Annotated in this window: 28 protein-coding genes; all 28 read left to right on the top strand. The window is 41.8% G+C overall.

Going from position 1 to position 25,372, the window contains the following annotated elements:
• Positions 1-4 precede the first annotated feature (4 nt).
• The 28 genes from CVV21_06350 (at position 5) to CVV21_06215 (ending at position 25,366) form a co-directional block, all read left to right on the top strand.
• Entirely contained in the window at positions 5-1,003 is a 999-nt protein-coding gene (locus tag CVV21_06350) for a flagellar motor switch protein FliG (protein ID PKL91643.1), read from the top strand.
• Positions 996-1,811, top strand: a complete 816-nt coding sequence (locus CVV21_06345; protein ID PKL91642.1) for a hypothetical protein — start codon at positions 996-998, stop codon at positions 1,809-1,811. Before CVV21_06350 ends, CVV21_06345 begins: the two co-directional genes overlap by 8 nt.
• Positions 1,812-1,814: 3 nt before the next feature.
• Positions 1,815-3,128, top strand: coding sequence for a flagellar protein export ATPase FliI (gene fliI / locus CVV21_06340; protein ID PKL91641.1), 1,314 nt, complete (start codon positions 1,815-1,817; stop codon positions 3,126-3,128).
• A gap of 12 nt (positions 3,129-3,140) precedes the next feature.
• The gene (gene fliJ / locus CVV21_06335; GenBank protein PKL91640.1) at positions 3,141-3,596 is read left to right on the top strand and encodes a flagellar export protein FliJ; all 456 of its coding nucleotides are present in this window, start codon (positions 3,141-3,143) and stop codon (positions 3,594-3,596) included.
• Positions 3,597-3,775: 179 nt separating this feature from the next.
• Entirely contained in the window at positions 3,776-5,872 is a 2,097-nt protein-coding gene (locus CVV21_06330; GenBank protein PKL91639.1) for a hypothetical protein, read from the top strand.
• Positions 5,873-5,890: 18 nt separating this feature from the next.
• The gene (locus tag CVV21_06325) at positions 5,891-6,331 is read left to right on the top strand and encodes a flagellar hook assembly protein FlgD (protein ID PKL91638.1); all 441 of its coding nucleotides are present in this window, start codon (positions 5,891-5,893) and stop codon (positions 6,329-6,331) included.
• A 14-nt stretch (positions 6,332-6,345) separates the two neighbouring features.
• Positions 6,346-6,738 carry a flagellar protein gene (locus tag CVV21_06320; GenBank protein PKL91637.1) on the top strand — a complete coding sequence of 131 codons (393 nt, stop codon included), beginning with the start codon at positions 6,346-6,348 and terminating at the stop codon, positions 6,736-6,738.
• Positions 6,739-6,839: 101 nt separating this feature from the next.
• Positions 6,840-8,330 (top strand): hypothetical protein, encoded by a 1,491-nt coding sequence (locus tag CVV21_06315; GenBank protein ID PKL91636.1) that lies wholly within the window; start codon positions 6,840-6,842, stop codon positions 8,328-8,330.
• A 631-nt stretch (positions 8,331-8,961) separates the two neighbouring features.
• Positions 8,962-9,171 carry an endoflagellar protein gene (locus CVV21_06310; GenBank protein ID PKL91635.1) on the top strand — a complete coding sequence of 70 codons (210 nt, stop codon included), beginning with the start codon at positions 8,962-8,964 and terminating at the stop codon, positions 9,169-9,171.
• Positions 9,172-9,191: 20 nt separating this feature from the next.
• Positions 9,192-10,004, top strand: coding sequence for a motility protein A (locus CVV21_06305; protein ID PKL91634.1), 813 nt, complete (start codon positions 9,192-9,194; stop codon positions 10,002-10,004).
• Positions 10,004-10,831 carry a hypothetical protein gene (locus CVV21_06300; protein ID PKL91633.1) on the top strand — a complete coding sequence of 276 codons (828 nt, stop codon included), beginning with the start codon at positions 10,004-10,006 and terminating at the stop codon, positions 10,829-10,831. The genes CVV21_06305 and CVV21_06300 overlap by 1 nt, the downstream gene beginning before the upstream one ends.
• A gap of 26 nt (positions 10,832-10,857) precedes the next feature.
• Positions 10,858-11,322, top strand: a complete 465-nt coding sequence (locus tag CVV21_06295) for a hypothetical protein (GenBank protein ID PKL91632.1) — start codon at positions 10,858-10,860, stop codon at positions 11,320-11,322.
• 18 nt (positions 11,323-11,340) lie between these two features.
• Complete coding sequence (locus tag CVV21_06290; protein ID PKL91631.1) at positions 11,341-12,393, top strand: flagellar motor switch protein FliM; 1,053 nt, start codon at positions 11,341-11,343, stop codon at positions 12,391-12,393.
• Positions 12,394-12,483: 90 nt separating this feature from the next.
• A complete protein-coding gene (gene fliN / locus CVV21_06285) occupies positions 12,484-13,356 on the top strand; it encodes a flagellar motor switch protein FliN (protein PKL91854.1) in 873 nt (290 codons plus the stop codon).
• A gap of 4 nt (positions 13,357-13,360) precedes the next feature.
• Positions 13,361-13,987, top strand: coding sequence for a hypothetical protein (locus tag CVV21_06280; protein PKL91630.1), 627 nt, complete (start codon positions 13,361-13,363; stop codon positions 13,985-13,987).
• On the top strand, positions 13,984-14,742 hold the full coding sequence (gene fliP, locus CVV21_06275) for a flagellar biosynthetic protein FliP (protein ID PKL91629.1): 759 nt from the start codon (positions 13,984-13,986) through the stop codon (positions 14,740-14,742). Before CVV21_06280 ends, fliP begins: the two co-directional genes overlap by 4 nt.
• Positions 14,743-14,754: 12 nt before the next feature.
• The gene (fliQ, locus tag CVV21_06270) at positions 14,755-15,027 is read left to right on the top strand and encodes a flagellar biosynthetic protein FliQ (protein ID PKL91628.1); all 273 of its coding nucleotides are present in this window, start codon (positions 14,755-14,757) and stop codon (positions 15,025-15,027) included.
• A 7-nt stretch (positions 15,028-15,034) separates the two neighbouring features.
• Positions 15,035-15,823, top strand: coding sequence for a flagellar type III secretion system protein FliR (locus CVV21_06265; GenBank protein ID PKL91627.1), 789 nt, complete (start codon positions 15,035-15,037; stop codon positions 15,821-15,823).
• Position 15,824: 1 nt separating this feature from the next.
• The gene (gene flhB / locus CVV21_06260; protein PKL91626.1) at positions 15,825-16,955 is read left to right on the top strand and encodes a flagellar biosynthesis protein FlhB; all 1,131 of its coding nucleotides are present in this window, start codon (positions 15,825-15,827) and stop codon (positions 16,953-16,955) included.
• Positions 16,955-19,051, top strand: a complete 2,097-nt coding sequence (gene flhA, locus CVV21_06255) for a flagellar biosynthesis protein FlhA (GenBank protein PKL91625.1) — start codon at positions 16,955-16,957, stop codon at positions 19,049-19,051. The genes flhB and flhA overlap by 1 nt, the downstream gene beginning before the upstream one ends.
• Positions 19,048-20,337, top strand: a complete 1,290-nt coding sequence (flhF, locus tag CVV21_06250) for a flagellar biosynthesis protein FlhF (GenBank protein ID PKL91624.1) — start codon at positions 19,048-19,050, stop codon at positions 20,335-20,337. Before flhA ends, flhF begins: the two co-directional genes overlap by 4 nt.
• The gene (locus CVV21_06245) at positions 20,307-21,251 is read left to right on the top strand and encodes an ATP-binding protein (GenBank protein PKL91623.1); all 945 of its coding nucleotides are present in this window, start codon (positions 20,307-20,309) and stop codon (positions 21,249-21,251) included. The genes flhF and CVV21_06245 overlap by 31 nt, the downstream gene beginning before the upstream one ends.
• A gap of 28 nt (positions 21,252-21,279) precedes the next feature.
• Entirely contained in the window at positions 21,280-21,672 is a 393-nt protein-coding gene (locus CVV21_06240) for a hypothetical protein (GenBank protein PKL91622.1), read from the top strand.
• Positions 21,669-21,989, top strand: coding sequence for a hypothetical protein (locus CVV21_06235; protein PKL91621.1), 321 nt, complete (start codon positions 21,669-21,671; stop codon positions 21,987-21,989). Before CVV21_06240 ends, CVV21_06235 begins: the two co-directional genes overlap by 4 nt.
• 10 nt (positions 21,990-21,999) lie before the next feature.
• Positions 22,000-22,755 (top strand): FliA/WhiG family RNA polymerase sigma factor, encoded by a 756-nt coding sequence (locus CVV21_06230; GenBank protein ID PKL91620.1) that lies wholly within the window; start codon positions 22,000-22,002, stop codon positions 22,753-22,755.
• A gap of 15 nt (positions 22,756-22,770) precedes the next feature.
• A complete protein-coding gene (locus CVV21_06225; protein ID PKL91619.1) occupies positions 22,771-24,423 on the top strand; it encodes a hypothetical protein in 1,653 nt (550 codons plus the stop codon).
• 31 nt (positions 24,424-24,454) lie between these two features.
• Positions 24,455-24,781, top strand: a complete 327-nt coding sequence (locus CVV21_06220; protein PKL91618.1) for a hypothetical protein — start codon at positions 24,455-24,457, stop codon at positions 24,779-24,781.
• Positions 24,782-24,784: 3 nt separating this feature from the next.
• A complete protein-coding gene (locus tag CVV21_06215; GenBank protein ID PKL91617.1) occupies positions 24,785-25,366 on the top strand; it encodes a hypothetical protein in 582 nt (193 codons plus the stop codon).
• Positions 25,367-25,372: the final 6 nt, after the last annotated feature.

Raw genomic sequence — 25,372 nt, 5'->3', positions numbered from 1 at the left:
GATTATGCCAATGAACGGTGAACAGAAAGCCGCGACACTTCTAATCACTCTAGGGCCGGATCTTTCGGCGGAAGTTTTCAGGAATTTATCCGACGAGTTGGTAGAGCAGCTTACGTTACAGATAGCTAACACAAAGAAGATTACCCCGCAGGACAGGGACGCTGTTATGGAGGAAAGCTACCAGCTTGCCCTCGCAGAAGAATACATATCCCAGGGCGGAATCGATTACGCAAGGGAGCTTCTTGAAAAAGCCCTTGGAGAACAGAAAGCTGTTGAGATACTAAACAGGCTGCAGGGCGCGCTTCAGATGACGCCTTTTGATTTTATTAAAAAGACAGACCCGCAGCAGATACTTAACTTTATTCAGAATGAACATCCGCAGACTATTGCGCTTGTACTTGCGCATCTTCAGCCTGAACAGTCATCCAATATCCTGTCTTCGTTGCCGACGGATATTCAGGTTGACGTTGCCACAAGGATAGCCACAATGGAAAGGGCAACCCCTGAAGTTATAATGGAAGTTGAAAAGGTCCTTGAAAGAAGAATTGCGTCTGTCTTTACACAGGAATTTGCTTCAGCCGGCGGCGTAAGGTCGGTTGCTGAAATGCTTAACAGGGTTGACAGAAGCACAGAAAAAGCGATTATGGAAAAACTTGAAGAAACAAATCCGGATCTTGCGGATGAAATTAAAAGGCTTATGTTCGTGTTTGACGACGTTCTGCTTCTGGATGACAGGACTATCCAGCAGATATTAAGGGAAATTGACTCTAAGGACCTTGTGCTTGCGTTAAAAGGCGCATCTGAAGAGTGCAAAAATAAGATACTTAAGAACATGTCAAGCCGCGCCCGCCAGATGATACTTGAAGATATGGAAGTTATGGGCCCTGTACGTATAAAGACCACGGAAGAAGCCCAGCAGAAGATTGTAAACGTCATCAGGCAGCTTGAAGAAATGGGCGAGATTGTGGTAGCAAGAGGCGGAGAGGAAGAAATCTTTGTTTAAGAATATTTATAAGCCCGAAGATTACACTATTAAGGGCAACCCATATAAACTGCGCGGTACTTTTTTATCCAAAAAGGATAAACTGAATTCTGCCGCGCCTATGGTTAAAGAAGAATCATCGCTTGAAAAAACAGAAAGACAGGAAGAGCAGTTAAGGCTTTTATTGCAGGTAATCGGCGAAAAAGAAAGCCAACTGGCGGAAATAAACAAACAGATTGAAAATGCCGCAGGGCAGGCTGAAATTCAGGCGCGCAGAATAATTGAAAATGCAATGAAAGAAGGCGAAGAATTAAAAGAACTAAAGTCAAAACAAGGCCACGACGAAGGTTTTGACAAAGGTTATTTTGAAGGAATAGAAAAAGGAAAAGAAGAAACATCAAAGAAATACGCTTCCCTTATTGAAACCATGGAAAATATCACGGCACAGGCGCTGTCTGAAAAAGTAAAAATCATAAAAAACTCGGAAGATGACATTGTAGCTTTATCTGTGGATATAGCAAAAAAAGTGGTTAACGGGGAACTTAAAACAAATAAAGAAATTGTAAAGGGTTTTGTCAAAGAGGCGCTTTTAAAACTTGAAGATAAAGAAAAAGTCATAGTATATTGCCACCCGGAAGATATTGAAGTAATAAAGTCACACAGGGCGGAATTTACGGAACTGGGTGACATTGTAGGAACGCTTAGGATAGTGCCTGATGAAATGCTTGAACAGGGCGAATGCAGGCTGGAATCAAAAAATGAAATAATAGACACTGATATCAATTATCAGTTTGGGGAAATTAAAAAGAAACTTTCCCTGGGGGAATGACCCATGGGAATCGACCTAAAAAAATATCAGGACAAACTCCGTAAAATTGAAACCCTAAAAACCTGCGGTAAAGTCACGCAGATAGTCGGCCTTGTTGTGGAAGTTTCCGGCCTTCGCGGTTCTATCGGGGAACTTTGCAGAATAATCTCACGTAACGAAGAAACCGAAGTCATTGCGGAAATTGTCGGCTTTAGGGAAGATAAAGCTTTATTAATGCCCCTTGGCGACCTCCACGGAATAGGGCCGGGCGCCATGGTAATTTCATCCGAAGAAGAATTTAAAGTGGCCGTGGGCGACTGCCTGCTTGGAAGGGTTTTAGACGGTCTTGGCAGGCCGCTTGATGATAAAGGGCCGGTTAAAACAAAAGAATTTTACTCCGCTTATAACACACCTTCGGACCCTTTAAACAGAAAAAAAATTGATGAACCCGTGGCAATGGGCATACGTTCAATTGACGCGGCTTTAACCGTAGGCAAAGGGCAAAGGATGGGTATCTTTGCGGGTTCCGGTGTCGGTAAAAGTACGGCGCTTGGAATGATTGCAAGAAACACAAACGCTGATATAAATGTAATAGCGCTTATAGGTGAAAGAGGCAGGGAAGTCAGGGACTTCATAGAAAAAGACCTGGGTATTGAAGGTTTGAAAAGGTCTGTTGTCATCGCCGCCACGTCAGACCAGCCGGCTTTAATAAGAAGAATGGGTGCGTTTGTCGCCACTTCAATTGCGGAATATTTCAGGGACAAAGGCTATAATGTAATGCTGATGATGGATTCCGTGACAAGGTTTGCAATGGCACAGCGTGAAATTGGGCTTGCCATAGGCGAGCCGCCCACAACAAAAGGTTACACGCCGTCGGTTTTTGCGCTTCTTCCAAAACTGCTTGAAAGGGCGGGCACCACAGCCCATAAAGGCTCCATCACAGGATTATATACCGTGCTGGTTGAAGCGGATGACATGAATGAACCAATATCAGACCACGTCAGGGCTATTCTTGACGGGCATATAGTTTTATCAAGGGCGCTTGCAGCGCAAAGCCATTATCCGCCTGTTGACCTTTTAGAATCCGTCAGCCGCTGTATGATAGATATTACAGATGACAAACACCGTAAAGCGGCTTCAAAATTAAAAGAAGTTCTCTCTATTTATAAAAATGCAGAAGACCTTATAAATATCGGCGCGTACGTTGAAGGAAGCAATCCGCAGATTGATTACGCCCTTAAAAAAATAGCAAACGTAAGGCAGTTTCTTATACAGGGGATAGAAGAAAAAACAGATTATAATCAGACTGTAAGCCGGCTTATGGAACTTTTTGTTTAGCGCGGCTGAACTATGAAAAAATTCAGCTTCAGGCTTGAAACTGTTTTAAAGGTAAAAGAAAGAAAAGAAGAAGAATTAAAGCGCCAGCTTATGCACATTACCGGCCTTAAAATAGAGCAGGAAAAGATTCTTCAGGAAACAAAAAATAAAAGGGCGCAGAAGATAAAGGAAAAAAACCTTGAAAATCAGGGTTCTTTGAATGTGGCAAGGCTTATATACTTTGAACAGCATTTAAATATGCTTTTGCTTAAGATAGATATGACAGAAAATAAAATTAAAGATTTGGAAAAACAGGCCGATATAAAACGTAAGGAAGTGGTAGAAGCAAGCAGGGAAAGAAAGACCTTTGAAAAGTTAAAAGAACGCGACTTTAAGCTCTTTAAACAGGCTGTTCTTTACAACGAACAGAAAGACCTGGATGAAATAGCAATTACCAAGTTTAACAGGAAAGAACAGCACACGGTTTAGTAAAAAAGAATTTGACAAAATACGTTTAAAAGTGTAGAATTAGTTTGAAACAAGGTTTTAGGTTTTTGTTTTTAGCGTGGAATAGAATATTCCACCGGCAAAATGGCCCGGACCGCAAGGGGGGCCGCCGGTTAGCTAAACGCAACCAGGAGGAAATTGTGGTCAATCTAAATTTGTCAATGCTTTCTTTAAACATGACAGGTATGCCCTTGCAGGCACAGGGTATTTCTCCTAACGGGACACCGACAGCCAATAATAACATCGCCACGCAGGAACAGGCAGCTTCGTTCAGGCTTTTTGTTACCGGCCTTATTTCAAATACCAACACAGAATCTTTTGAAGCACAGAAGAATACTGTTGCTTCACTTCTTGAAACCAATAACAACCTTAAAACAGCAGTCTATACTGCGGTTACAGCGCTTGATATGTCAGGTGATTTAGTTAAACTTGCGGCACAGCCAAAAACAGTAATAGCTTCAAATCCGGTTGTACTTGCAGTTGCTGAAAAATTATCTTTAAATGCGGAGCAGAAAGAATTATTCATAAATGCCGTGAAAGTTGCTGTAATAGAAGTTGCCGCAAAACAAATTTCATCCGCTATTAACACTGAAATTCCTGTGGCAAACAATGGTGCAAAACAGCCAAATCCTGCCGTGAATGAAACCGCCATTAAATCAACCGGTGAATTTAACCCGGCTGCAGTACAGCCATTAAACAAACTTGAAGCTTCTTCTGATACGGCAGCTTTAAGTAATGTAAAGACACCCAAAAATAATATACCGCCTGTTAAGATGGCGCCTACAGTAGAAATCCCGCTTACGCCAAAACTTAAGGAAACAACTTTAAATATAAAGCAGGCAGTTGATGATTTAAGGGCTGTTCTGGGTTCTTTTATAACAGAAAAGTTTGAAGGTTTAAAAAATGAAATTCAGGCGCCTTCAAACATAACGCCGGATATAAACAGCCTTGTTTTGTTTCAGGCGGGAATGGTTGAAATAGCAAAGATTTCTTCAATGACAGTTCAGCCTGTTGTAAACGCGGCAGCATCAGAATCTAAGACAGTTCAGCTTCCAATGACACCGGGCAGGCTTGCCGATTATTCGTCCAAACAGATGACTCAGGCGGTAAATGTAATAGTAATGGCGGCTGATGCTGCTGCAGTTCCGGTAGTACAGGCTGCGTCTGCTTTAGTTCAGCAGAAATCAGATGTTAAACCGCAGGCAGACACAAAAATACCGGTAACACCGGTTATGGTTCAGGCAGATATAAATAAAGAAGTAAAACCGGCAGTTACACAGAATCCGGTAAATCAGAATATCTTATATACGGCGCAGGATTCAAAAGTAAGAACCGTAACAATTGCAGTGCCTTTTGAAGGTACTAATGAACAGCTGACAGCGGTAAAAGAAGCCACAGCGCAGGTAAAAGAAGCTGTAAGCAAAATAATAAACCTTATTAATGAAATGAACGGCGAACTGCAGGTTATTAAACAGGCTGCGGCAGCTGTAAAGAATACACCCGCTCCTGCAAGTCAGCAGGTATTAACACCGGAAGTTCCGATGAATGTTAAATCTGAAAAACCGGCAGTAGCAGTGGCGGCACAGCAGGTTAATGTTGAACAGAAATCAGCACCGGCAGTTACCGTGCAGCCGGCGCCGGCAGCAGACACAAAGGCAAAACCTGAAATAAAATTAATGCCGGGCGTGACAAAGCAGGAAGTGGAAGCAAAGGTAAAAGAAGATGTTAAGTGGCTTGTGGACAATTCCATGATTAAAGTAAAAAATGAAATTGAAACCGTTAAAGTTGCAAAAAACTTAATGTTTGAAAATATGGCGGATGTATCAAACAAAACAAAAGAAACCCTGGTTATTAAACAGTTAACAGAAAATATTGACAAGATGCCTTCGGTTTCAGAGAAGACAATAATTAAAATTGATTTAAAACCGGAAAATCTTGGAAATGTCACAATAAGGCTTGAAAGCGAAGGCAGGACTGTTAAGGCAATGATTCAGGTGGCAAACGCGGAAGTAAAAGAAACACTTAAAGCCGGACTTGCGGAACTTAGGACTTCACTTGAAAATAAAGGTATTGAAGTTGCCAATATGAATATCACGGTTATGAATAACAGTGAAAGCGCGTATGGAAATGGTAATTTCAGGCAGGCTCCGGCGTATGTTAAGCCGGAAGGTAATGTGTTAAAAAATACCGCGGAAGCGGAAAATAATAAGCCGGTATCCTCTGATGACGGAACCGGTGTTTTAAATATTTTAGCATAAGAAAGGAGGCGCATACAAATGGCAGTTACCGGTGTAACGAATACAAACACGACAAATGTGTTCACGGATCAGCTTAACAATCCGAACGCGGAAATGGGAAAACTGGACTTTCTTAACATGCTTATCACAAAGTTAAAGTACCAGGATCCGACCAATCCCGTGAAAGATGAATCTTTTGTCGCGGATATGGCTCAGTTCTCGTCACTGGAACAGATGACAAATCTGAACAGCACTTTTGAGAAATCGATAAGTTCTTTAAACACAAATATCATTTCTCTTATGCTGATGCAGAACACGTCACAGGCAGCATCTTTAATCGGTAAGAACGTTGTTGTAAACACAGAAGCAGGCCAGATTTCGGGCAATGTAAGTTCAATTAAGTTTGTTGACGGACAGCCCATGCTTGTTGTCAACGGAGTACAGTACCAGTTATCAGATGTATCAGAAATAACGGCGTAAAGGAGGTAAGTACCATGGTGAATATTAACACACAGTTACAAAAACTTTCACAGCTGCAGGAAGCCCAAAAGCTTCAGCAGGGTATTTCCAAAGCGCCGGTACAGCCTTCACAGAGTTTTAAGCAGGTTCTTGAAACAAAAGTCGCGGAGCAGGAAGAAGTTAAATTCTCCTCACACGCGGAAAAAAGGTTACAGTCACGCAACATAGAACTTACGCCTGAAACGATGCAGAGGCTGAAAAACGCTATTGGAAAGGCAAAAGAAAAGGGAGCGAACGAAACGCTTATGGTATTTGAGAACTTCTCCCTGATAGTAAGCGTTAAGAACAACACTGTAATAACCGCTGTTGACAGGGCAAGCATGCAGGAAAATGTGTTTACCAATATAGACAGCGCGGTAATTGCTTAAAAACGCAACAGAAAGACGGCCGGACTTCTTCACTTAGGTGAAGCGGGGGCCGAAAATCGGCGCCGAATGCGCCGGAAAAAAATTTTCGGAGGCGAACTATCATGATGGGATCACTTTTTTCTTCAATCTCAGGCCTTAAGAACCACACATCCTGGATGAACGTAATTGGAAACAACATCTCTAACGTTAACACCGTAGGCTTTAAGATGGGAAGGGTAACTTTCAAAGAAGCAATTTCACAGTCCCTTGGTTCCGCGTCAGGTTCTAACAACAGCGCAAACCTTGGCGGTATCAATCCTAAACAGCAGGGTCTTGGATCCACACTTGGTTCAATTGATACAATCATGACACAGGGTGCTATCCAGACAACAGGAAACGCGACAGACGTTGCAATAGACGGAGCAGGCTTCTTTGTTGTTGAATCAGGCGACGCAACATTCTATACACGCGCCGGAAACTTCAATTTTGACAATGAAGGAAACCTTACAACATCAAACGGCGGACTTGTTCAGGGATGGCAGAGGGAGTTCATATTTGACCCGGCAGCTGTAGCACCGGCACCTGCTTACACTTCCACACTTGACACAAACCAGCCTTACACAAGCATCAAGATACCGCAGAATATGGTATTAGGGCCGAAAGCAACAGACAATAGCAACAACACAGATCCGTTAAGGAAGGATATGGGTATTATCCTTAAAGGTAATCTTGACTGCAATACACCACAGAACGTAACAGGCGCACCCGGCGGCGCATATCCTGCAGCCGGCTATACACCTGATGCGGTTTCAACTGCAACAGTTTATGACTCTCTTGGTACTGCAAGGCAGATAACTTTCTATTGGACACAGACAGCAGACATCACAGTAGGGCCCGCAAACTGGGCATGGTCTGCATACGACACAACAGATCCTACAATGACAATTGCAAACGGACTTGCACCTAACGTTGGATCGGCAGCAAACATCTTATTTAATGCTGATGGATCGCTTCAGGAAAATGGCGGACCGGCCGGCGCGCTGAATGCTGAAATTACGCTTAACCTTACAAATGGTGCAACAACACCGCAGATAATTTCAGTTAATATCGGAACTGACGCTGCTATGGACGCAAACTTAGTTGGATTACGCGACGGAATCACCGGCGACTATGGTTCGGGCAGATATGATGCCACAACCGGCCTTTACATTCCGAAGCAGACAATCTACACATCGTATGTTGACGGTTACAGCGAAGGAACACTTACAGGTGTTTCAATAGACCAGACAGGCGGCATCAACTGCAGTTTCTCTAACAACCAGATCATCACAATGGCACAGCTTGCGGTTGCTAACTTCGCAAACCCTGCCGGTCTTGAAAAGTCTGCAGGAACAATGTTTATGCAGTCAGCTAACAGCGGACTTGCACAGGTTTCAACAGCAGGTAATGCAGGGCTTGGAACAACAACAGGAAACGCGCTGGAAGCTTCCAACGTTGACCTGTCAGTTGAACTGACAAACATGATCATCGCGCAGAGGGGCTTTGAATCAAACGCAAGGATAGTAACAACATCCTCTGACATGCTTGACACACTGGTACAGCTTGGAAGGTAGTAGGAAATAAAAGCGGATAAGTAACCGCTGAAATACAAAAAAGGCGGGGCCGAAAAGCCCCGCCTTTTTTTTTATGTTGAAGTTCTTGTTCTGGTTGGAGCGAGTGCGCAATTGCAAGAAGCGGGGAAAGTTTAAAAATTGTTAAAGTACTGGTAGGCGCGCCTTTTAAGGCGCGGCAGTAGAATTTAAAACATAATAAAAATGGGCGGGGCAAAGACCTGTGTCTGCCATGACGAGAAAACAAATGAGAAATAACCAATCAGGAATAGAACACGCGCTTTGCCGTCTCCTCTGTAGCAGTTTTTTGCTGCGGCTGCCGGGGTTAAATCAACAAGACAAAAAATATTATTTTCGTGTGATATATGAATTTTCGTAATAATATTGTAATTATTATATGTCAGATAAAAACGCTAAAAAAGCCCTATAATTAGGGGTAAATGATCGGTTGAAGTTTTGTAATACTTAAAACACATGAAAAATATCATATAAATGGCATATAAATATGGTGTTTCGGAAAAATAAAACAAGTATCTAAATTATGAAACAACACATAAACGCTTTTTTTTATTGACAAAAAAAAGTAAAAGTTGTAATATTATTTTACATTTGATAAGGCCAGGAGAGTTTAAAATTGATATTTGTACAGCGTTTTGACGGAAAAAAGATTGTTGTAAACGGCGAACTTATTGAAATGATAGAGACCACACCGGACACTATTATTACAATGACAACCGGCAAAAAAATTACCGTGAAAGATACGGTAAATGAAATTGTTGCCATGGTTAAAGACTATAAAAAAGAGATTAATTTACCGATAATAAATAATAAAAACGAAAATTAGTATAACTTGGAGGTGTATCTGTGCGTCTAGATTTGTCTACTATTATTGGGCTTGTTATTGGATGGGGGTTCATTTTTGCCGGTCTTGTAATTGAAAGCGGCGGAAACTTAATGCATATCCTTATATTCTTTCAGATATCCGCGTTTTTCATTGTTGTAGGGGGAACAGTCGGCGCTACAGTTATAAGCTATCCGCCGGGTGTTACAAAAAGTGCGTTTTCGATTTTTAAGCAGGCATTCATACAGAAAGACATGAATCCCGCAAGTGTTATTGCCACACTTGTAGGTTTTGCCACAAAGGCAAGAAGAGAAGGGCTTTTAGGACTTGAAGATGAAATCGCAAATGTAAATGACAGTTTCCTTAAAAAAGGTATTCAGCTTGTTGTTGACGGAACTGATATTGAACTTGTAAGAAGCATCCTTGAAACCGACCTTGCCTTCCTTGAAACCAGGCATAAACTTGGAGAAGGCTTCTGGGGCACCATGGGCGGGTACGCACCCACTATCGGTATTATCGGAACGGTTATGGGCCTTGTTAACGCCCTTTCGCAGCTGGAAAACGCTTCAAAGGTTGCCGGCGCTATCGCCGTTGCCTTTATCGCTACTTTCTACGGAATCGGTTTTGCTAATTTGATATTCCTTCCTATTTCATTTAAACTTAAAGCCAAGTCGGCTGAAGAAGTACTTATAAGAGAAGTTATGATTGAAGGCATTCTGTCAATATCCGCCGGTGATAACCCGCGTATCGTTGAAGAAAAACTTAAAGCGTTCCTTTCGCCTAAAGAACAGGAAGCAAGCAAAGCTTCTGAAGGCGAAGACAAAGGAGCTGAATAATGTCAAGAAAAGGAAAAAAGAAAGGCGGAGGCGAGAGCCAGGAAATGGAATCCGCCGGTATGATGAGATGGCTTCTTACATACGCGGACATGTTAACTTTGCTTTTCGCGCTGTTCGTTATTCTTTTCTCCATGGCGCAGGTTGACCAGCAGAAAGTAAGGGCGCTGGCTATGGCTTTAGGCAATGCGTTTGGCATTAAAGGCCAGGTTTCGGTTATGAATACAGGCGGAACAACGGACACAAAGCCGATTATGATGCCCAAGTCACAGGTTCAGCTGACCACAACAAGAGAAAGGGTTCAGACATGGATTCTTCAGAAAAAATTAGAGCGTGATGTTAAAGTAAGATTTAACGAGCGCGGAATAGTAATAAGCCTTATGACAGACAAACTGCTCTTTAACCCGGGAAGCGCGACACTGCTTCCCAAGACAAAAGTTATACTTTCAGATTTGGGAGAACTGATTAAGACAACAACAAATCCTGTAGTTATAGAAGGGCATACGGATGATAATCCCATAACAAAGGTAACAAAGTACAATGATAACTGGGAACTGTCCACAATGCGCGCTGTGAATGTACTTCAGCACCTTATTGTAAAAGGGGTGTCGCCGGACAGAATGTCAGCCGCGGGATATGGGCAGTACAAGCCGCTTGTTCCTAATATTGATGACATGACACGTGCAAAGAACAGAAGGATTGATATTGTACTGTTAAAGGCCGACCTTATTAACGATGCTGAAAAAGCGTCAATGGAAATGCCGCTGCCGTCAGATTTAAAAATCAGAAGGCAGATAGAAAAAGAAAATATTGAAAGCATAACATACTAAAATAAAAAGCATCAGGAGGTTTTTGTATGGCGGGAGAAGATAAGAAAACATTGCAGTTGCTGGTGATGTTAACCAGCGCAGTTCTGGTAATAAGCCTGATTTCAGCAGGAGCGGCATTTTTTGTACTTATGTCAAAAAACACACCTGCAACCAAGAAGGTTATAGTGGAAAAACCCGAACTTGGCGAGATCCAGAACCTTGGTGAATTTACGGTAAATCTTGCCGACCCTACGGAATCGCACTATTTAAGGGCTGATGTTGTTATGGAGCTTGATTATGGTTCAAGCGCAAAACTTACGGAAGAAATAGACCACAGGATGCCCCAGATAAAAGACATTGTTATCAGTTCGCTTGGAGCAAAGACATCTGTTCAGCTTGCTGACCCGGAAAACAGGGATTCAATGAAAAAAGAAATTAAAGACAAGATAAATGCAATACTTAACAGGGGACAGATAGCAAAAATATTCTTTACTTCGTTCGCGATACAATAAAAATACGGGGTGTGATTAATGGCTGATGATATTTTAAGCGATGGAGAATTAGACGCCCTTTTATCTGACATGAAAACAGGGCCTTCTAAATCGTCCGATGCAGACAGTGATGATGATGCGCCGGAACAAGGCTCTAAAGCGCCCGTAAAGAAAAAGGGCAAGATAAAAGTATACGATTTCCGCAGGCCGGATAAATTTTCCAAAGACCAGGTAAGAACAATAGAAATGATGCACGAAGGGTTCGCCAGGCATTTTGGAGCTGACCTTTCGGGATATATAAGAGCTATTGCAGAAGTTACAGTTACATCTGTAAAGCAGATGACTTACAGTGAATATATTGAAAGGATTTCCAATCCTACAAGTATTGCTGTATTTGCTATGGAACCTTTAAAAGGCGCTGCAATATATGAAATTAACCCAAGCATAATATTTCCGATTATAGACAGGGTTCTTGGCGGAGCAGGCGAAGCGATGAGCAAGCCCAGGGAATTAACCGACTTAGAACAGGCTATAGTCAGCAAACTTATAGAAAAAGCTTTCCTTAATCTTAAGGATTCATGGCATAGGATTGTGGATTTTGACCCTGAAATTAAGGCAAGGGAAACAAACCCGCAGTTTGTGCAGATAGTGGCGCCTAACGAAATGTGCCTTAACCTTAACTTTGAAATTAAGATTAAGGAACATGTTGGTTCAATGTCCATCTGCATACCTTATCTGGTAATTGAGCCTGTTCTTTATAAATTAAGCGCAAAACAGTGGTTTACTCTTACAAAAGAAGAACTTTCTGAAGAGACAAAAGATATTCTTGATAACAAGGTAAAAAATACTTGGGTTCCGCTTTCGGTTAATATTGGAACTTCCACCCTGTCTATGCAGGAAGTTATTAACCTTAGGCAGGGTGACATTGTAAAACTTGAAACAAATGTGAATGATGACATTCTTGTTCTTGTTGAAACAAAACCGATGTTCTACGCAAAAGTCGGAGCCAAAGGCAAGAAAAAAGCTGTTAAAGTAACCGGCCTTATTAATAAGGCTGATGAATCCTACGAGAAAAAATTCTCGGTTAAGTAAATTACAGGAGGTGCCAAAGTGGCATTGACGGGAAATGAAAAAAACAATATAACAGAAATACTGAATCAGGCAGTACCAAACGGAGCAAGCATGTTATCCGAACTGCTTGGACAGCCTACAACAATAGATATTACCGGTATTAATATGGTAGATGCCGGCTCTATTGGTTCTTCATTTTCCGGAAGCAATCTTGTGGCCCCAATGGAACTTGGAGCATCCGGAACTGCGGTTCTTATAGTATCGCAGGGACAGGCTGCCATAATGGCGGATCTTATGATAGGACAGGACGGATCAAATCCTCCTGCTGTTCTTGAAGACCTTCATTTAAGCGCTGTTACAGAGCTTACAGGACAGTTTATGGATGCCGTAATCAGCAACGTGGCATCGCAGCTGTCATCATCTCTTATGACATCACCCGGGGAAGTTTCAATGGCAGACCTTGACGCGGGAATAATCCCGTCGCTTGACGGGGATGTAGTGCTTATGGAAGCTGATATTAATATAGGTTCCCTTGGAAGCGGGAAACTTGGAATAGCATTTGCCGGCGAAGTGGCAGATATGATTAAAACCGGAGCGAAAGCTGCCGCGTCATCAGGAGGGTTTGTGGGCGGAGTAACCAGTGGAGCAGCATCATCAGGAGCAAAAGCATCGGCACAGAACATAGCGCCGTCTGAATTAAGGGAAGAAAGATCGGGAAAAGTATACGACCAGGCAATGGATATTGTTATGGATGTTCCTTTATCTGTTACTGTTGAACTTGGAAGGACAAACAAACTTGTTAGGGAAGTGCTTGACCTTTCACCCGGTTCGGTTATTGAACTTGACAAACTTGCCGGAGAACCGGTTGATATTCTTGTAAACGGCAAATACATAGCCAAAGGTGAAGTTGTTGTTATTGACGAAAACTTTGGTATCAGGATAACTGATATTGTAAGGCCGGCTGACAGAATACCGAGAATATAAAAAAATGAAATTGAAAACCATAACAGCCGTTATAGTTCTTTTTTTTTTAGCGGCGGTTTTAATACCGACAGCGGCATACTGTGCTAAAACGCAGGATGCCGCTGCTTCTGTAACCAAGCAGGCGGAAAAAGGGTATCTTGCGGATGAAATTGCAAACCTTGAAAAACCCGCAGAAATAAAAGGCCCGGGGATAGTGGGCACAACCATAAATCTTATACTTGCCCTGTTGTTTGTAATTGGCCTTTCATACCTTCTTATGGCAGGCCTGAAATATTTTTATGTTAAAGCCTCCATCCCGCTAAAATCCGAAGGGGTAATTAAAATACTTGCAAAAGAACAGCTTGATAAGAATAAAGCTGTTTATGTACTTGAATTCGCGGACAGGGTGCTTGTGCTGGCAAGCGCTGGCGAAAACAGCCTTGTTCCTGTAACCGAAATCAAAGACGCTGAAACAATTGAAAAAATTAAAGCGTCAGCAGACGAATACGTATCAAAGTACAGAAAAAAAGGCGAAAATAAATTTGCCGACGAAATGAAAGCAACATATGCAAGGCAGGGCAAAAAAATAGTTGATTCAGGAAATCAAACCGTAAAAATCCTTATTGAAAAGCTTAAAGGCGGAAAGAAATGAAGAAGGGTTCGGTATTAAAAAGGTTACTTTTTGTTATTATACTGCTGATATCAGCGGGTGGAATATTAAACGCCGCGAATGTCACAATACCTAATATTGCTCTTAGCGTTAATCCGTCAGAAAATCCGAAAGATGTGGCCGCCACCATTCAGATAATACTGCTTTTAACTGTCCTTACGCTGGCGCCGGCAATACTTATGCTTATGACATCTTTTACAAGGATAATAATTGTACTTTCTTTTTTAAGGCAGGCGCTTGGAAGCCAGCAGATACCGCCAAATCAGATTTTAATAGGACTTGCGCTTTTTATGACGTTTTTTCTTATGCGCCCGGTTGGCACGGAAATTTATGATAAAGCATGGAAACCCTATTCCGAAAATAAGATAACTCTTGATAAAGCGGTTGATGAAGCGGTAAAACCTGTAAGGCAATTTATGTTTAAACAGACAAGGGAAAAAGATCTTGCCCTTTTTATATACCTTTCAAAGAGCCCAAGGCCAAAAAATCCTGATGATGTCCCCACAAGCGTCCTTATTCCGGCTTTTGTTATAAGCGAACTTAAAACCGCTTTTACCGTCGGTTTTATAATTTATGTGCCTTTTCTTATAATTGATATGGTTGTGGCAAGCACTCTTATGTCCATGGGTATGATGATGCTTCCGCCTGTCATGATATCACTGCCGTTTAAAATACTGCTGTTTATACTTGTGGACGGGTGGCACCTTCTTTCCAGAGCCCTTATAGTAAGTTTCTAAGGGGATGACAATATGAGCATAGAATTCGTTACAAGTTTTGGAAGGGAAGCGCTGCTTTTAACCCTGCTGGTATCAGCGCCGCTTTTGGGGCTTGCGCTTGTAGTGGGCGTAATGATAAGTATTTTTCAGGCAATCACGCAGATACAGGAAATGACCCTTACGTTTGTCCCTAAAATAATCGTGGTTCTTCTTGCAATGATAATCTTTGGGCCCTGGATGCTGAGGATACTTATAAATTTTACATCCCAGCTTTTACTTAACCTCCCCAATTACATGAAGATGTGAGAATTATATGGGAAATGTTGACATCTTCAACATTGCCATGGGGCAGTTTGAATATTTTGTCCTGGTTGTAATCCGAATAACCGCCATTTTTTTCACTGCGCCTATCTTAAGCAGCCGCAATATACCGGCGCTTGTTAAAATAGCCATTGCATTTCTTACCGGAGTTATTATTTTTCCGGTAATTGATAAGACAGGCGTAATGCCGTCAGATATTATGGGTTTTGGGCTGCTTGTTTTTAAACAGGTAATTATGGGCGTGATTGTGGGGCTGGCCGCGTATATGATATTTGCCGCTATTCAGCTGGCAGGGCAGATAGTTGACCTTCAGATGGGTTTTGGTATTGTAAACGTAATTGACCCTATGTCCAATACGCAGGTGTCAATTATGGGGCAGTTTCAGTTTGTACTGGGCATATTAATTTTTCTTTCCATAAACGGGCATCACTTTTTATTCAGGGCGATTTCTGACAGTTTTTATATTGTCCCGCTTAATGATGTGGGTGTAACCACCGCCACCGTTAATAAACTTACAGACCTTTTTTATAATATGTTTGTTTTGTCTTTTAAGATAGCCGGCCCGGCCACCATAGCGCTTTTTCTTACAAACCTGACTTTGGGGCTGGTGGCAAGGACGCTGCCGCAGATGAACGTTTTTATTGTGGGGCTGCCGCTTAATATTCTGGTGGGTATAGGCGCGCTGCTTATAGCCCTTCCGATACTTGTAAATCTTTTCAGCACGCTTTTGAATACAATGTGGGAAGATATTTATTTTATAATAAGAAGCATGAGGATATAAAATGGCTGAACCGGGTAAAACAGAAAAGCCAACGCCAAAGAAAAAAGAAGAAGCCAGAAAAAAAGGGCAGGTGGCAAAGAGCCAGGAAATTAATTCCACGCTTAATGTTATGGCCGGTTTCATAATGCTTTTAGTGGCCGGTGAGTATATGATGTTTGGAATAAAACAGCTTGCCGCGTATTATTGGGGAAATGCTTTTGTTTTTAAAATGACGGAAGAGTCGGTTAATTTAATGATTCAGTCGCTTGTTGTCAAAATGCTTTTGCTTATGGCGCCTTTGTTTGCGGCTGTTTTTATTACAGCTATAGTCTCCAATGTTATTCAGGTGGGTTTTCATATTACTTTTGAACCTTTAAAACCTAAAATTTCAAATATTAATCCGGTTCAGGGAATGAAAAGAATGTTTTCGTTAAGGTCATTTGTTGAACTGATAAAATCAATAATAAAAATAGGTATTATCGGCTATATTTTCTGGTCTACTGTCAGAAAAGTAATGAATGATATTTTTATGACCCCGCTTATGGATATGGAAACATATTTTTCTTTTGCGGCAGGTACTGCATTAAAGCTTGCCTCTAAGATTGTAGGCGCTTTTATTGTTTTTTCCCTTGTGGATTTTCTTTATCAGAAATGGCAGTATAATGATAATTTAAAAATGTCAAAGCAGGAAGTAAAAGATGAATACAAGCAGCTTGAAGGCGACCCTTTGATTAAGTCCAGGATAAGAAGTATTCAGAGGGAAATGGCAAGAAAAAGGATGATTAGCGAAATACCGCAGGCAGATGTGGTAATTACCAACCCGACCCATGTGGCTGTTGCGCTTAAATACGATGAAAGCGGCGAAAAAGCGCCGTTTATAGTGGCAAAAGGAATGAATTTTATGGCGGAAAAAATAAAGGAAATTGCCAGGAAAAACAGGGTGGTAATTGTGGAAAATCCGCCTCTTGCAAGGACTCTTGTAAAACTTGAACTTGGATGGGAAATACCGCCTGAAATGTTCCAGGCAGTGGCTGAAATTCTGGCTTTTGTCTATCAAACAAAGGGAAAAATAAGGCTTGATGAAAATGAAAAAAAAGTGGATAATAAGCCTTTAAGGGACGATATTATACCGTATATTGGAGGTAGTTTATAATGCCGGCTGCAAGCCCTGATACCGGATTTTCTGCTTCATTAAGAAGATCCACAGATTTTATAGTAGTTTTCGCGATTGTCGCGGTTGTTTTAATGATTGTGGTTCCTTTGCCGCCATTTCTGCTGGATTTGCTTCTTGTATTAAACCTGGCTCTGGCGCTTGTTGTGTTAATTGTAACTATGTACGCGAAAGAACCTCTTCAGTTCTCCACTTTCCCAACTTTACTTTTAATTGTAACGGTTTTCAGGCTTGCGCTGAATATTTCCGCCACAAGGCTTATCTTAAGCCAGCCGTTGGATGTGGGCGAAGTAATCCCGACATTCGGAAATTTTGTTGTAGGCGCACAGGATATGAGCGGGCTTATAATCGGCCTTGTTATTTTTACAATAATTATACTTGTGCAGTTTGTGGTAATCACTTCCGGCGCCCAGCGAGTGGCTGAAGTTGCGGCAAGGTTTACATTGGACGCTATGCCGGGAAAACAGATGGCAATTGACGCGGATTTAAACGCGGGGCTTATTACTGATGAAGAAGCAAGGGGAAGGCGCAGGTCAATAGAAAGGGAAGCGGATTTTTACGGTTCAATGGATGGTGCCAGTAAATTTGTAAGAGGCGATGCCATTGCCGCAATTGTAATTGTTCTTATAAATATTATTGCCGGATTCTTTATAGGTATAATTTTCCACGGGATGACGCTTGCGGACGCCGCAATGAGATACACCGTCCTTACAATAGGCGAAGGCCTTGTCACCCAGATTCCGGCCCTTTTGTTATCTGTAGGCACGGGTATAATAGTGACAAGGGCGGCATCAGACGCCAACCTTGGGCAGGACTTCGCGGGAGAGTTATTCGCACAGCCAAGGGCTATTGCACTTGTGGGTGTGGTATTGTTCTTTATGGGTTTTGTTTTCCCTTCGTGGCTTGTAAAAATACCGTTCTTCATGATGGCGGTTATTGCGTGGACTGTTTCTTATATAATAGGCGTGGCTGATAAGAAATCCGCGCAGCAGATTGCTGTCACAAAAGAAAAAGAAGATCAGACTAAACGCGAGCCTGAAAATGTCATGCCGTTAATTCAGGTTGATACAATGGAACTTGAAATTGGTTTCGCGCTTATCCCTCTGGTGGACCCGTCGCAGGGCGGCGATCTGCTTGACAGGGTGACTATCTTAAGAAAACAGACAGCGTTAGAGATGGGGCTTGTGGTACCGCCTATCAGGATACGCGATAATATGCAGCTTTCTTCAAATGAATACGTGGCAAAAATAAAGGGCGTTGAAGTATCCAGGGGAAAAGTGGAAATAGGGTATTATCTTGCTATGAAACCGGGCTCGCAGGCAATGGATATAGAAGGAATTCCCGCCAAAGACCCTGCTTTTAACCTGCCCGCGAAATGGATAAAAGAAAGCGAAAAGAGAAACGCGGAGCTTAAAGGATACACGGTGGTGGATGTACCGTCGGTAATTTCCACTCACTTATCTGAAATTATTAAAGCCCATGCTGATGAACTGCTTACAAGGCAGGAAGTTCAGCAGCTTATTGAAATGGTCAGAAAAACAAATGCAGCGGTTGTGGATGAACTTATACCCGGCGCCCTGTCTGTCGGGGAGCTTCAGAAAGTACTGCAGAACCTTATCAGGGAAAAAGTTTCAATAAGGGACCTGGTTACGGTTTTTGAAACGCTTGCCGATCACGCTAAGTCCACAAAAGATACAGAGGTGCTGACAGAGTTTGTAAGGCAGGCACTGGCAAGGTACTTTACGCATAAGTATTCCAAAGAGGGAATTATTTACGCAATTACCATTGATTCGGAACTTGAACAGCATATACTTGAATCGTTAAGGCAGGCTGATAAATATTCAAGCGCAGGGCTTGACCCGCATGTGATACAGGGGATATACAACAGCGTTATAAATGAATTTAAGAGAAATGCAGGCAAAGAATATGATCCTGTTGTACTTTGTTCGCCGCTTATCAGGGGTTATTTCAGGAAAATAGTTGAAAAAATACTTCCCAATCTGGCCGTCCTTTCTTACAATGAAATTGTGCCAAAGGTTGAAGTCCGGTCAGTGGGTATGGTAAAAGTTCCCCTATGAGAATAAAGAAGTTTGACGCTGAAACATTACAGGGGGCGCTTGCCAAAGTAAAAAAAGATTTTGGCCCTGAAGCGGTCATACTTCACACAAAAAAATATAAAAAAGGCGGCATCTTCGGGCTGTTTGGAAGCGAACGCACTGAAGTCACCGCCGGAATAGATATCAATATTGAAAAGCCAAGAACACCTCAGTTTGCGCCTGCGGCACAGCAGCCGGTGCCTTCGTATGGCAGAACGCAGCAGGTAAGCCAGCAGTATATTCCTCAGACAATGCACAGGCAGGCCGCGCCGCCCCAACAGCAGACTTCCCAGGTCAACATGGATATGATTGCCAATTACAGGCGTGTGGAAGACATATCGCTTAAAAATGAAGCTTTTGCCAGGGAATTAAATGAAGGCAAAATATCACTTGGCGGAAACATAAGGGGAATGAAAGAACCTTCAGGGGCCGGGGTAAATTTAAAAGACGGCATAGGCAGAATACAAAAACTGCTGCTTGATAATGGGGTGGAAGAGAATCTGGTTTTCAGGACGCTTCAGACAATTAATTCCCAGCTGTCAGACGCGCAGATAAATAATAAACAGTACATAGATAACTATCTTCTGGACTACCTGTCAGGAATGATAAAAGTTTCCGGGCCTTTTAAGACGGCTGTGGGTACACCTAAAATCATTTCGTTTATAGGGCCTACCGGAGTGGGCAAAACTACCACGCTTGCCAAACTGGCGGCAAAATACGCGCTGGTGGAAAACAAAAAAGTTGTGCTTGTAAGCGCGGATACATACAGGATAGCGGCGGAAGCCCAGCTGAAAAAATATGGGGAAATAATGGGGATTCCCGTGGAAATAGTGCTTACGCCCGCGGATTTCAAAAAAGTAATTAATAAGCACATGGATAAGGATATCATATTTTTTGATACTGCGGGAAGAAGCCCAAGGAATAAAAAACAGCTTATGGAACTTAAGGAATTTATGGAAGTTTATTCGCCCATGGAAACACACCTTGTGGTAAGCGCGGTCACAAAATATTATGATGCGTTAAGCATAATTAATAATTTTGGGATGGTGCCAATTCACAGGATACTGTTTACCAAACTTGACGAAACAAAGAATTACGGGATGCTTCTTAACCTAAGTGTAGGTTCGGGAGGAATTCCTGTTTCATATCTTACCGTCGGCCAGACTGTGCCTGATGATATTGAAGTGGCAGATTCCGGCGTGATGGCAAGACTAATATTAAAAGGAGACTTTGAAGCTTGGATCAAGCAGAGAAACTCAGAGAATTAGTCACGGCTAAAAGGCAGAGCGAACCGGATTCAGGCAAAAACGGTGATGATAATCAGGACCCCAGGGGTAATGAGAATAAAATACATCATTCCGGAAGCTCCACAAAAGTAATAGCCATTACAAGCGGAAAAGGCGGGGTGGGTAAAAGCAATTTTACCGTTAACCTTGCGATTGAACTTTCAAAACTTGGCAACAGGGTTATGATATTTGACGCTGACCTTGGGCTGGCAAATGTGGATATTATATTTGGAATAAACCCGCGCTACAACCTTACACATGTAATCAGGGAAGAAAGAAGCATAAAAGATATTATTACAGAGACAGAATACGGCGTAAAACTTATTGCCAGCGGGTCCGGGGTAAAAGAACTTGCCAATTTAAGCAATGTACAGAGGGAAAAATTCATTACCCAGCTTGCAGAAGTTGAAGACATGGTGGACATACTGCTTATAGACACGGGCGCTGGTATAAGCAAGAACACGTTAAGTTTTATATACGCTTCCGATTACGGGATAGTTATTACCACGCCGGAACCGACAGCCCTTATGGACGCTTACGGCCTTATTAAAGTTGTCTCTTTAAGCAAGGAAGCGGTGCCGTTAAAGCTTATTGTTAACATGGCCAATTCAAAAGAAGAGGCAAAAGAAATAGCTTCAAGGGTTATACTGCTTTCAAGAAGGTTCTTAAATACATTTGTGGAATCTTACGGTTTCATATTCAGGGATAAAGCTGTTTTAAACAGTGTAATGTCACAAAAGCCCTTTTCTGTTCTGCATCCGGATTCCAGGGCTGCTAACTGCGTAAAAGAAATAGCGGAAAGAATATCTGACAGGTTTGTAAAAGAACGCGGCGGGGATAAAAAGGGCAATAACATAACTGAAGCATTTAAAAAGGTATTTGATATTTTCAGGTAGTAAAAACTGAATTTTACGGAGGGTAAAAATGGCACAAAAAAGGAATTTTGTAAGGCTCTCTAAAAAGATTAAGGTTGAATTCAGGCAGATAGTTGAAAGGTATGCAAATGCATCCGTCCCGCCAAACATTTCTTATACCACAACCATAAGCGGAAACGGACTTACCATTCTTGCGGGCAAGGATGTCAAAAAAGGTATTAAGTATGAAATGGATGTATTTATCAAAGACGGAAATGATTCTCCTGTGTCAATGGCCGGTGAAGTTCTTGGATCCAATGAACTTGAAAAAGGCCAGGTTGAACTTAAGATAAAAATAACAGAGATTGATGAAGCGGACAGGGACAGGCTTTCAAGCTATATTTTAAGGGAAGATTTAAAAGTAAAGAATGCCGTAAAGAAAGCCGCTAAGAAAATCAAATGAACAGGCGGCTTGCTGCGGAAATTTCCCTGCTGATAGGCAGTGCGGGTTTCTTTATAGGCGGACTGATAAGTATTAATAAAGAAATCAGTGATATACTGCTTTCCGCGGTCCTTATCGGGGTTACCGCTTTTTTTATGGCTTTTTTTGGAATTAATCTGATTTACCATGAAGAAATGGAGGCCTTGGCAAAAAAATCAAAAAAGGATACTTATACTCCGGAAATTAAACAGAAAGCTGCTGTAATAAAAGAAGAAAATAAAGGGAAAAAGTTGGATTTAACGGCGGGTAATGATAATATTGAAGACCTGTTCAGGTAAGGGGAATTAATTGGAATCAAATGAAGATTTATGGAAAAGTTACGCCAAAAACAGGGATGACAAAACAAGAGAACAGCTTATTAAATTATATATTCCTCTTGTTAAATACTTCACAGACAGAATTTCATATCAATTGCCGTCTGAAGTAAGAAAAAATGACAGGGAAGACCTTTATATTGAAGGGATTATCGGATTAATAGAAGCGGTGGGAAAGTTTGATATTACCAGAAACATCAAGTTTGAAACGTTTGCTTCTAAAAGAATCAGAGGGGCAATAATTGATTCCCTGAGAAAAGAAGATTTACTTCCAAAGAATGTCAGGGAAATGGCAAAAAAGGTTGAAAATGCTTATATTACAATGGAAAGTAAGCTTGGCAGGCCGGCTTCTGATGAAGAAATGGCAGAAGAATTAGGGGTGACAACAGATTCGTTTTATGATATATTGGATAAAATTAAAGGTATTACCCTGCTTTCGCTTGACGGGGATATATTAAGCAGGAACGGGGAAAAGTTCAGTTTTGAAGATATTTTGGGTGATGAACCTGCTGTCCTTATAGAATTTGAAAAAAATGAGGTTACAGCTATGCTTGCAGGTTTTATTGAAGCCCTTGATAAGACAGAAAGAACGGTTCTTGAGTGTTATTACTGGGAAGAGATGAATTTCAAGGAAATAGGGAAAGTACTTGATATTTCTGAATCAAGAGTATGTCAGATACACACTAAAACGGTATTAAGATTAAGAAGCGGTTTCAAGAAAACCGCATAATTGAGAGGTGAATTTATGGTAGATATGGACGGTTATTCAACAGTTACTACGGAAGATGACGGGGTTTATCTTACGGTATTTGCACCCAAAGGAAAAGGGCTTAAGGTTGACCTTGCTTCCATTCAGCAGGAGCTGGCAAAACATCAGATAAAAGACCTTGATTTTAAAGCTGTAGAGCGCTCTGTCCGGGAAGCCACGGGACAGCCTGTTTTAATTGTGCAGGAACGTATTGATGTAAAAGACGGACAGATATTTGTGAAAGTTGACCCTGAAGAAATGAGCGCCATGATAACAATTGTCCCTCCGCAGGGCGGCGGCAAAGAAATGGAAGAAGAAGATGTAATGAAAGCGCTTAAAACAGAAGCGGTTTCTTTTGGTATAAAGCACGATGTTATAAAAGCGCTTGTATCCAAGGCTAAGGAAGCAAAAAATGACCCTACAGTCCTGCTTGAAGCTATTGAAGATGTGGTGGCGGAAGGTCAGGGAGTAATAAACGGAGAAGACGCAAAGCTGGAACTTTTATTTGATAACGCGCTTAAAACAGAAGCTTCCACATCAGAAGGTTCTGAAGGTGCGGTTGATTATAAAAATGTGCAGAGCCTTCAAAATGTAAAGAAGGGTCAGGCGCTGGCGAAAAAAGTGTCGCCTACAAACGGTATTAACGGCATGACAGTAACCGGAAAAGAATTGACTGCCGCCAAGGGCAATGAAGTAAAGTTTCTTATGGGTAAAGGCGTAGAGCAGGCAATGGGAAACGCGGAACTCTATGTGGCGTCCAATGACGGACAGGTGGTTTATAAAAATAACAAACTTGAAGTGCTTGAAATATTTGAAGTTCAGGGCGACCTTGGACTTGCTATAGGCAACATTGATTTTGTGGGAACTGTTATAATCCACGGAAGTGTCGGGGAATACGTTATTAAAGCCGGTCAGGATGTAATAATTGATGATGTCGCGGACGGCACTGAAATATATGCCGGCGGAAAAGTGACTGTAAAAGGCGGTATTGTAGGAAAAAAAGCGAAAGTTGTTGCTCAGGATGAAGTAAATACAAAATACATCCGTAACGCATACGTGGAAACTGAAAAAAGTATCATAGTTAATGAAGCTGCCATGCATTCCACGCTTGTAGCGGGTGATAAGATAGGTATAATGGGTGCAAAAGGGCTGCTGGTAGGCGGGACAATAGCCGCAGGCCATGAAGTGACAGCAAAAGAAATAGGGGCGAAAATGGCAACCCCCACAGAAATAACAATAGGCGAAACCCCCAAGATGAGGGAAGAAATGGCCAAAGCCACAAGTGAATTAAGCGGAATTAATGAGCAGCTTGATAAGACAAAAAAAGGTATATTGTTCTTAAAGGACCTTCAGCAGAAATCAGGAGGACAGCTTCCGCCGGATAAAAGGGACTTAATGGCAAAGCTTACCAGGACTCAGTTTAAACTTATGACTGACCAGAAAAAATGGGAAGAAACAAAGTCAAAACTGGATGCGAAAGCAAAGGAAATGCAGACTACCAAAAGGGGCAAAGTCAACTGCATGGGTATGGTTTATACAGGGGTAAAAGTAATAATAAATAAAGCCCAGCGAACAATAAATGACGAGCTTAAATACTGTACATTTGTAGAAAAGAACGGCGAAATTCAGGTTCTGCCGTTCTCCGGATAAATATATCCATATAAAAAGGCGGTGACGCGCGGTGAGATTATATGATATGCAGGTTATGATCACGGCGTCTGTTTTAGCGTCAAAGTATAATGATGCCCTGCTTGCAGGGGTTCAGGCCGCTCAATCCAAAGAAATGCTGAAACTTCAAAAGGACGCGGAGCACCGTAAAGAGCAGGTGGTTGATCCCGAAAATAAGTCGGAAGCCTCTGCTATAGCGGAAAAAAAAGAAAATTCCAGGCAGTGGAAAAAAGGTTCGTTTGATCAGAAAAGTGACAGGGACGAAGCGGAATTAACAGCGCAAGCGGATGATACCAAAAAGGCCGCTTCGGAAAATCATATCATTGATATTAAGGCGTAAAAAATGACAATAGCACTTATAATTCTGAATATTATCCTGATGTCTGCGGTTGTTTTTATTTTGTTTAAAAAACCAAAAGCAAAAAGCGGCGTCATGTCTGAACTTGAAGATATCGAGCTTATTGAATTTCAGCATAATATGCGGCAGCTTGTGGAAGAAATGGAAAAAACAGCAGACAGCGGTGTGGCATCCATGAACAGCGCTAAGTTAGAACTGGAAAAAAAGCTGAAAGAATCTGAAACTGTCATTAAAGAAATTAAATATTTAATGGAAAGAAACCGGCTGCAAAGGACCGCGGAATATAAGACGGAAATAACATCCCCACAGGAGCCAACGGTACAAATTCCGGCATTACAGGAATTTAAACCGCATGCAGAACCGGTTGTAATTCCCAGGCAGCCTGCCGTATTTGAAATTAAAGAAGAGCCGAAAAGTCCCAAAATAGCCGTAAAAACAACCGTTAAGGACAAGTATGACAGGGTGGGAAAACTTCTGGATAATGGAATGGCTGTTCAGGAAATAGCTTCAGTGACCGGGATGTCATTTGGGGAAATTGAACTTATAAAAAACCTTAAAAAACAGTAAAGAAAA

The organism is Candidatus Goldiibacteriota bacterium HGW-Goldbacteria-1 (assembly GCA_002839855.1).
In the GTDB taxonomy this organism is placed as follows: domain Bacteria; phylum Oederibacteriota; class PGYV01; order PGYV01; family PGYV01; genus PGYV01.
This window is presented reverse-complemented; position numbering and strand designations above follow the sequence as displayed.

What these genes read in the sequence shown, in the direction of transcription:
- CVV21_06350 (PKL91643.1), top strand. Translation starts at nt 5, where the DNA reads ATGCCAATGAACGGTGAACAGAAAGCCGCGACACTTCTAATCACTCTA.
- fliI (PKL91641.1), top strand. Translation starts at nt 1,815, where the DNA reads ATGGGAATCGACCTAAAAAAATATCAGGACAAACTCCGTAAAATTGAA.
- fliJ (PKL91640.1), top strand. Translation starts at nt 3,141, where the DNA reads ATGAAAAAATTCAGCTTCAGGCTTGAAACTGTTTTAAAGGTAAAAGAA.
- CVV21_06330 (PKL91639.1), top strand. Translation starts at nt 3,776, where the DNA reads ATGCTTTCTTTAAACATGACAGGTATGCCCTTGCAGGCACAGGGTATT.
- CVV21_06325 (PKL91638.1), top strand. Translation starts at nt 5,891, where the DNA reads ATGGCAGTTACCGGTGTAACGAATACAAACACGACAAATGTGTTCACG.
- CVV21_06320 (PKL91637.1), top strand. Translation starts at nt 6,346, where the DNA reads ATGGTGAATATTAACACACAGTTACAAAAACTTTCACAGCTGCAGGAA.
- CVV21_06315 (PKL91636.1), top strand. Translation starts at nt 6,840, where the DNA reads ATGATGGGATCACTTTTTTCTTCAATCTCAGGCCTTAAGAACCACACA.
- CVV21_06300 (PKL91633.1), top strand. Translation starts at nt 10,004, where the DNA reads ATGTCAAGAAAAGGAAAAAAGAAAGGCGGAGGCGAGAGCCAGGAAATG.
- CVV21_06295 (PKL91632.1), top strand. Translation starts at nt 10,858, where the DNA reads ATGGCGGGAGAAGATAAGAAAACATTGCAGTTGCTGGTGATGTTAACC.
- CVV21_06290 (PKL91631.1), top strand. Translation starts at nt 11,341, where the DNA reads ATGGCTGATGATATTTTAAGCGATGGAGAATTAGACGCCCTTTTATCT.
- fliN (PKL91854.1), top strand. Translation starts at nt 12,484, where the DNA reads ATGTTATCCGAACTGCTTGGACAGCCTACAACAATAGATATTACCGGT.
- CVV21_06280 (PKL91630.1), top strand. Translation starts at nt 13,361, where the DNA reads ATGAAATTGAAAACCATAACAGCCGTTATAGTTCTTTTTTTTTTAGCG.
- fliP (PKL91629.1), top strand. Translation starts at nt 13,984, where the DNA reads ATGAAGAAGGGTTCGGTATTAAAAAGGTTACTTTTTGTTATTATACTG.
- fliQ (PKL91628.1), top strand. Translation starts at nt 14,755, where the DNA reads ATGAGCATAGAATTCGTTACAAGTTTTGGAAGGGAAGCGCTGCTTTTA.
- CVV21_06265 (PKL91627.1), top strand. Translation starts at nt 15,035, where the DNA reads ATGGGAAATGTTGACATCTTCAACATTGCCATGGGGCAGTTTGAATAT.
- flhB (PKL91626.1), top strand. Translation starts at nt 15,825, where the DNA reads ATGGCTGAACCGGGTAAAACAGAAAAGCCAACGCCAAAGAAAAAAGAA.
- flhA (PKL91625.1), top strand. Translation starts at nt 16,955, where the DNA reads ATGCCGGCTGCAAGCCCTGATACCGGATTTTCTGCTTCATTAAGAAGA.
- flhF (PKL91624.1), top strand. Translation starts at nt 19,048, where the DNA reads ATGAGAATAAAGAAGTTTGACGCTGAAACATTACAGGGGGCGCTTGCC.
- CVV21_06240 (PKL91622.1), top strand. Translation starts at nt 21,280, where the DNA reads ATGGCACAAAAAAGGAATTTTGTAAGGCTCTCTAAAAAGATTAAGGTT.
- CVV21_06235 (PKL91621.1), top strand. Translation starts at nt 21,669, where the DNA reads ATGAACAGGCGGCTTGCTGCGGAAATTTCCCTGCTGATAGGCAGTGCG.
- CVV21_06225 (PKL91619.1), top strand. Translation starts at nt 22,771, where the DNA reads ATGGTAGATATGGACGGTTATTCAACAGTTACTACGGAAGATGACGGG.
- CVV21_06215 (PKL91617.1), top strand. Translation starts at nt 24,785, where the DNA reads ATGACAATAGCACTTATAATTCTGAATATTATCCTGATGTCTGCGGTT.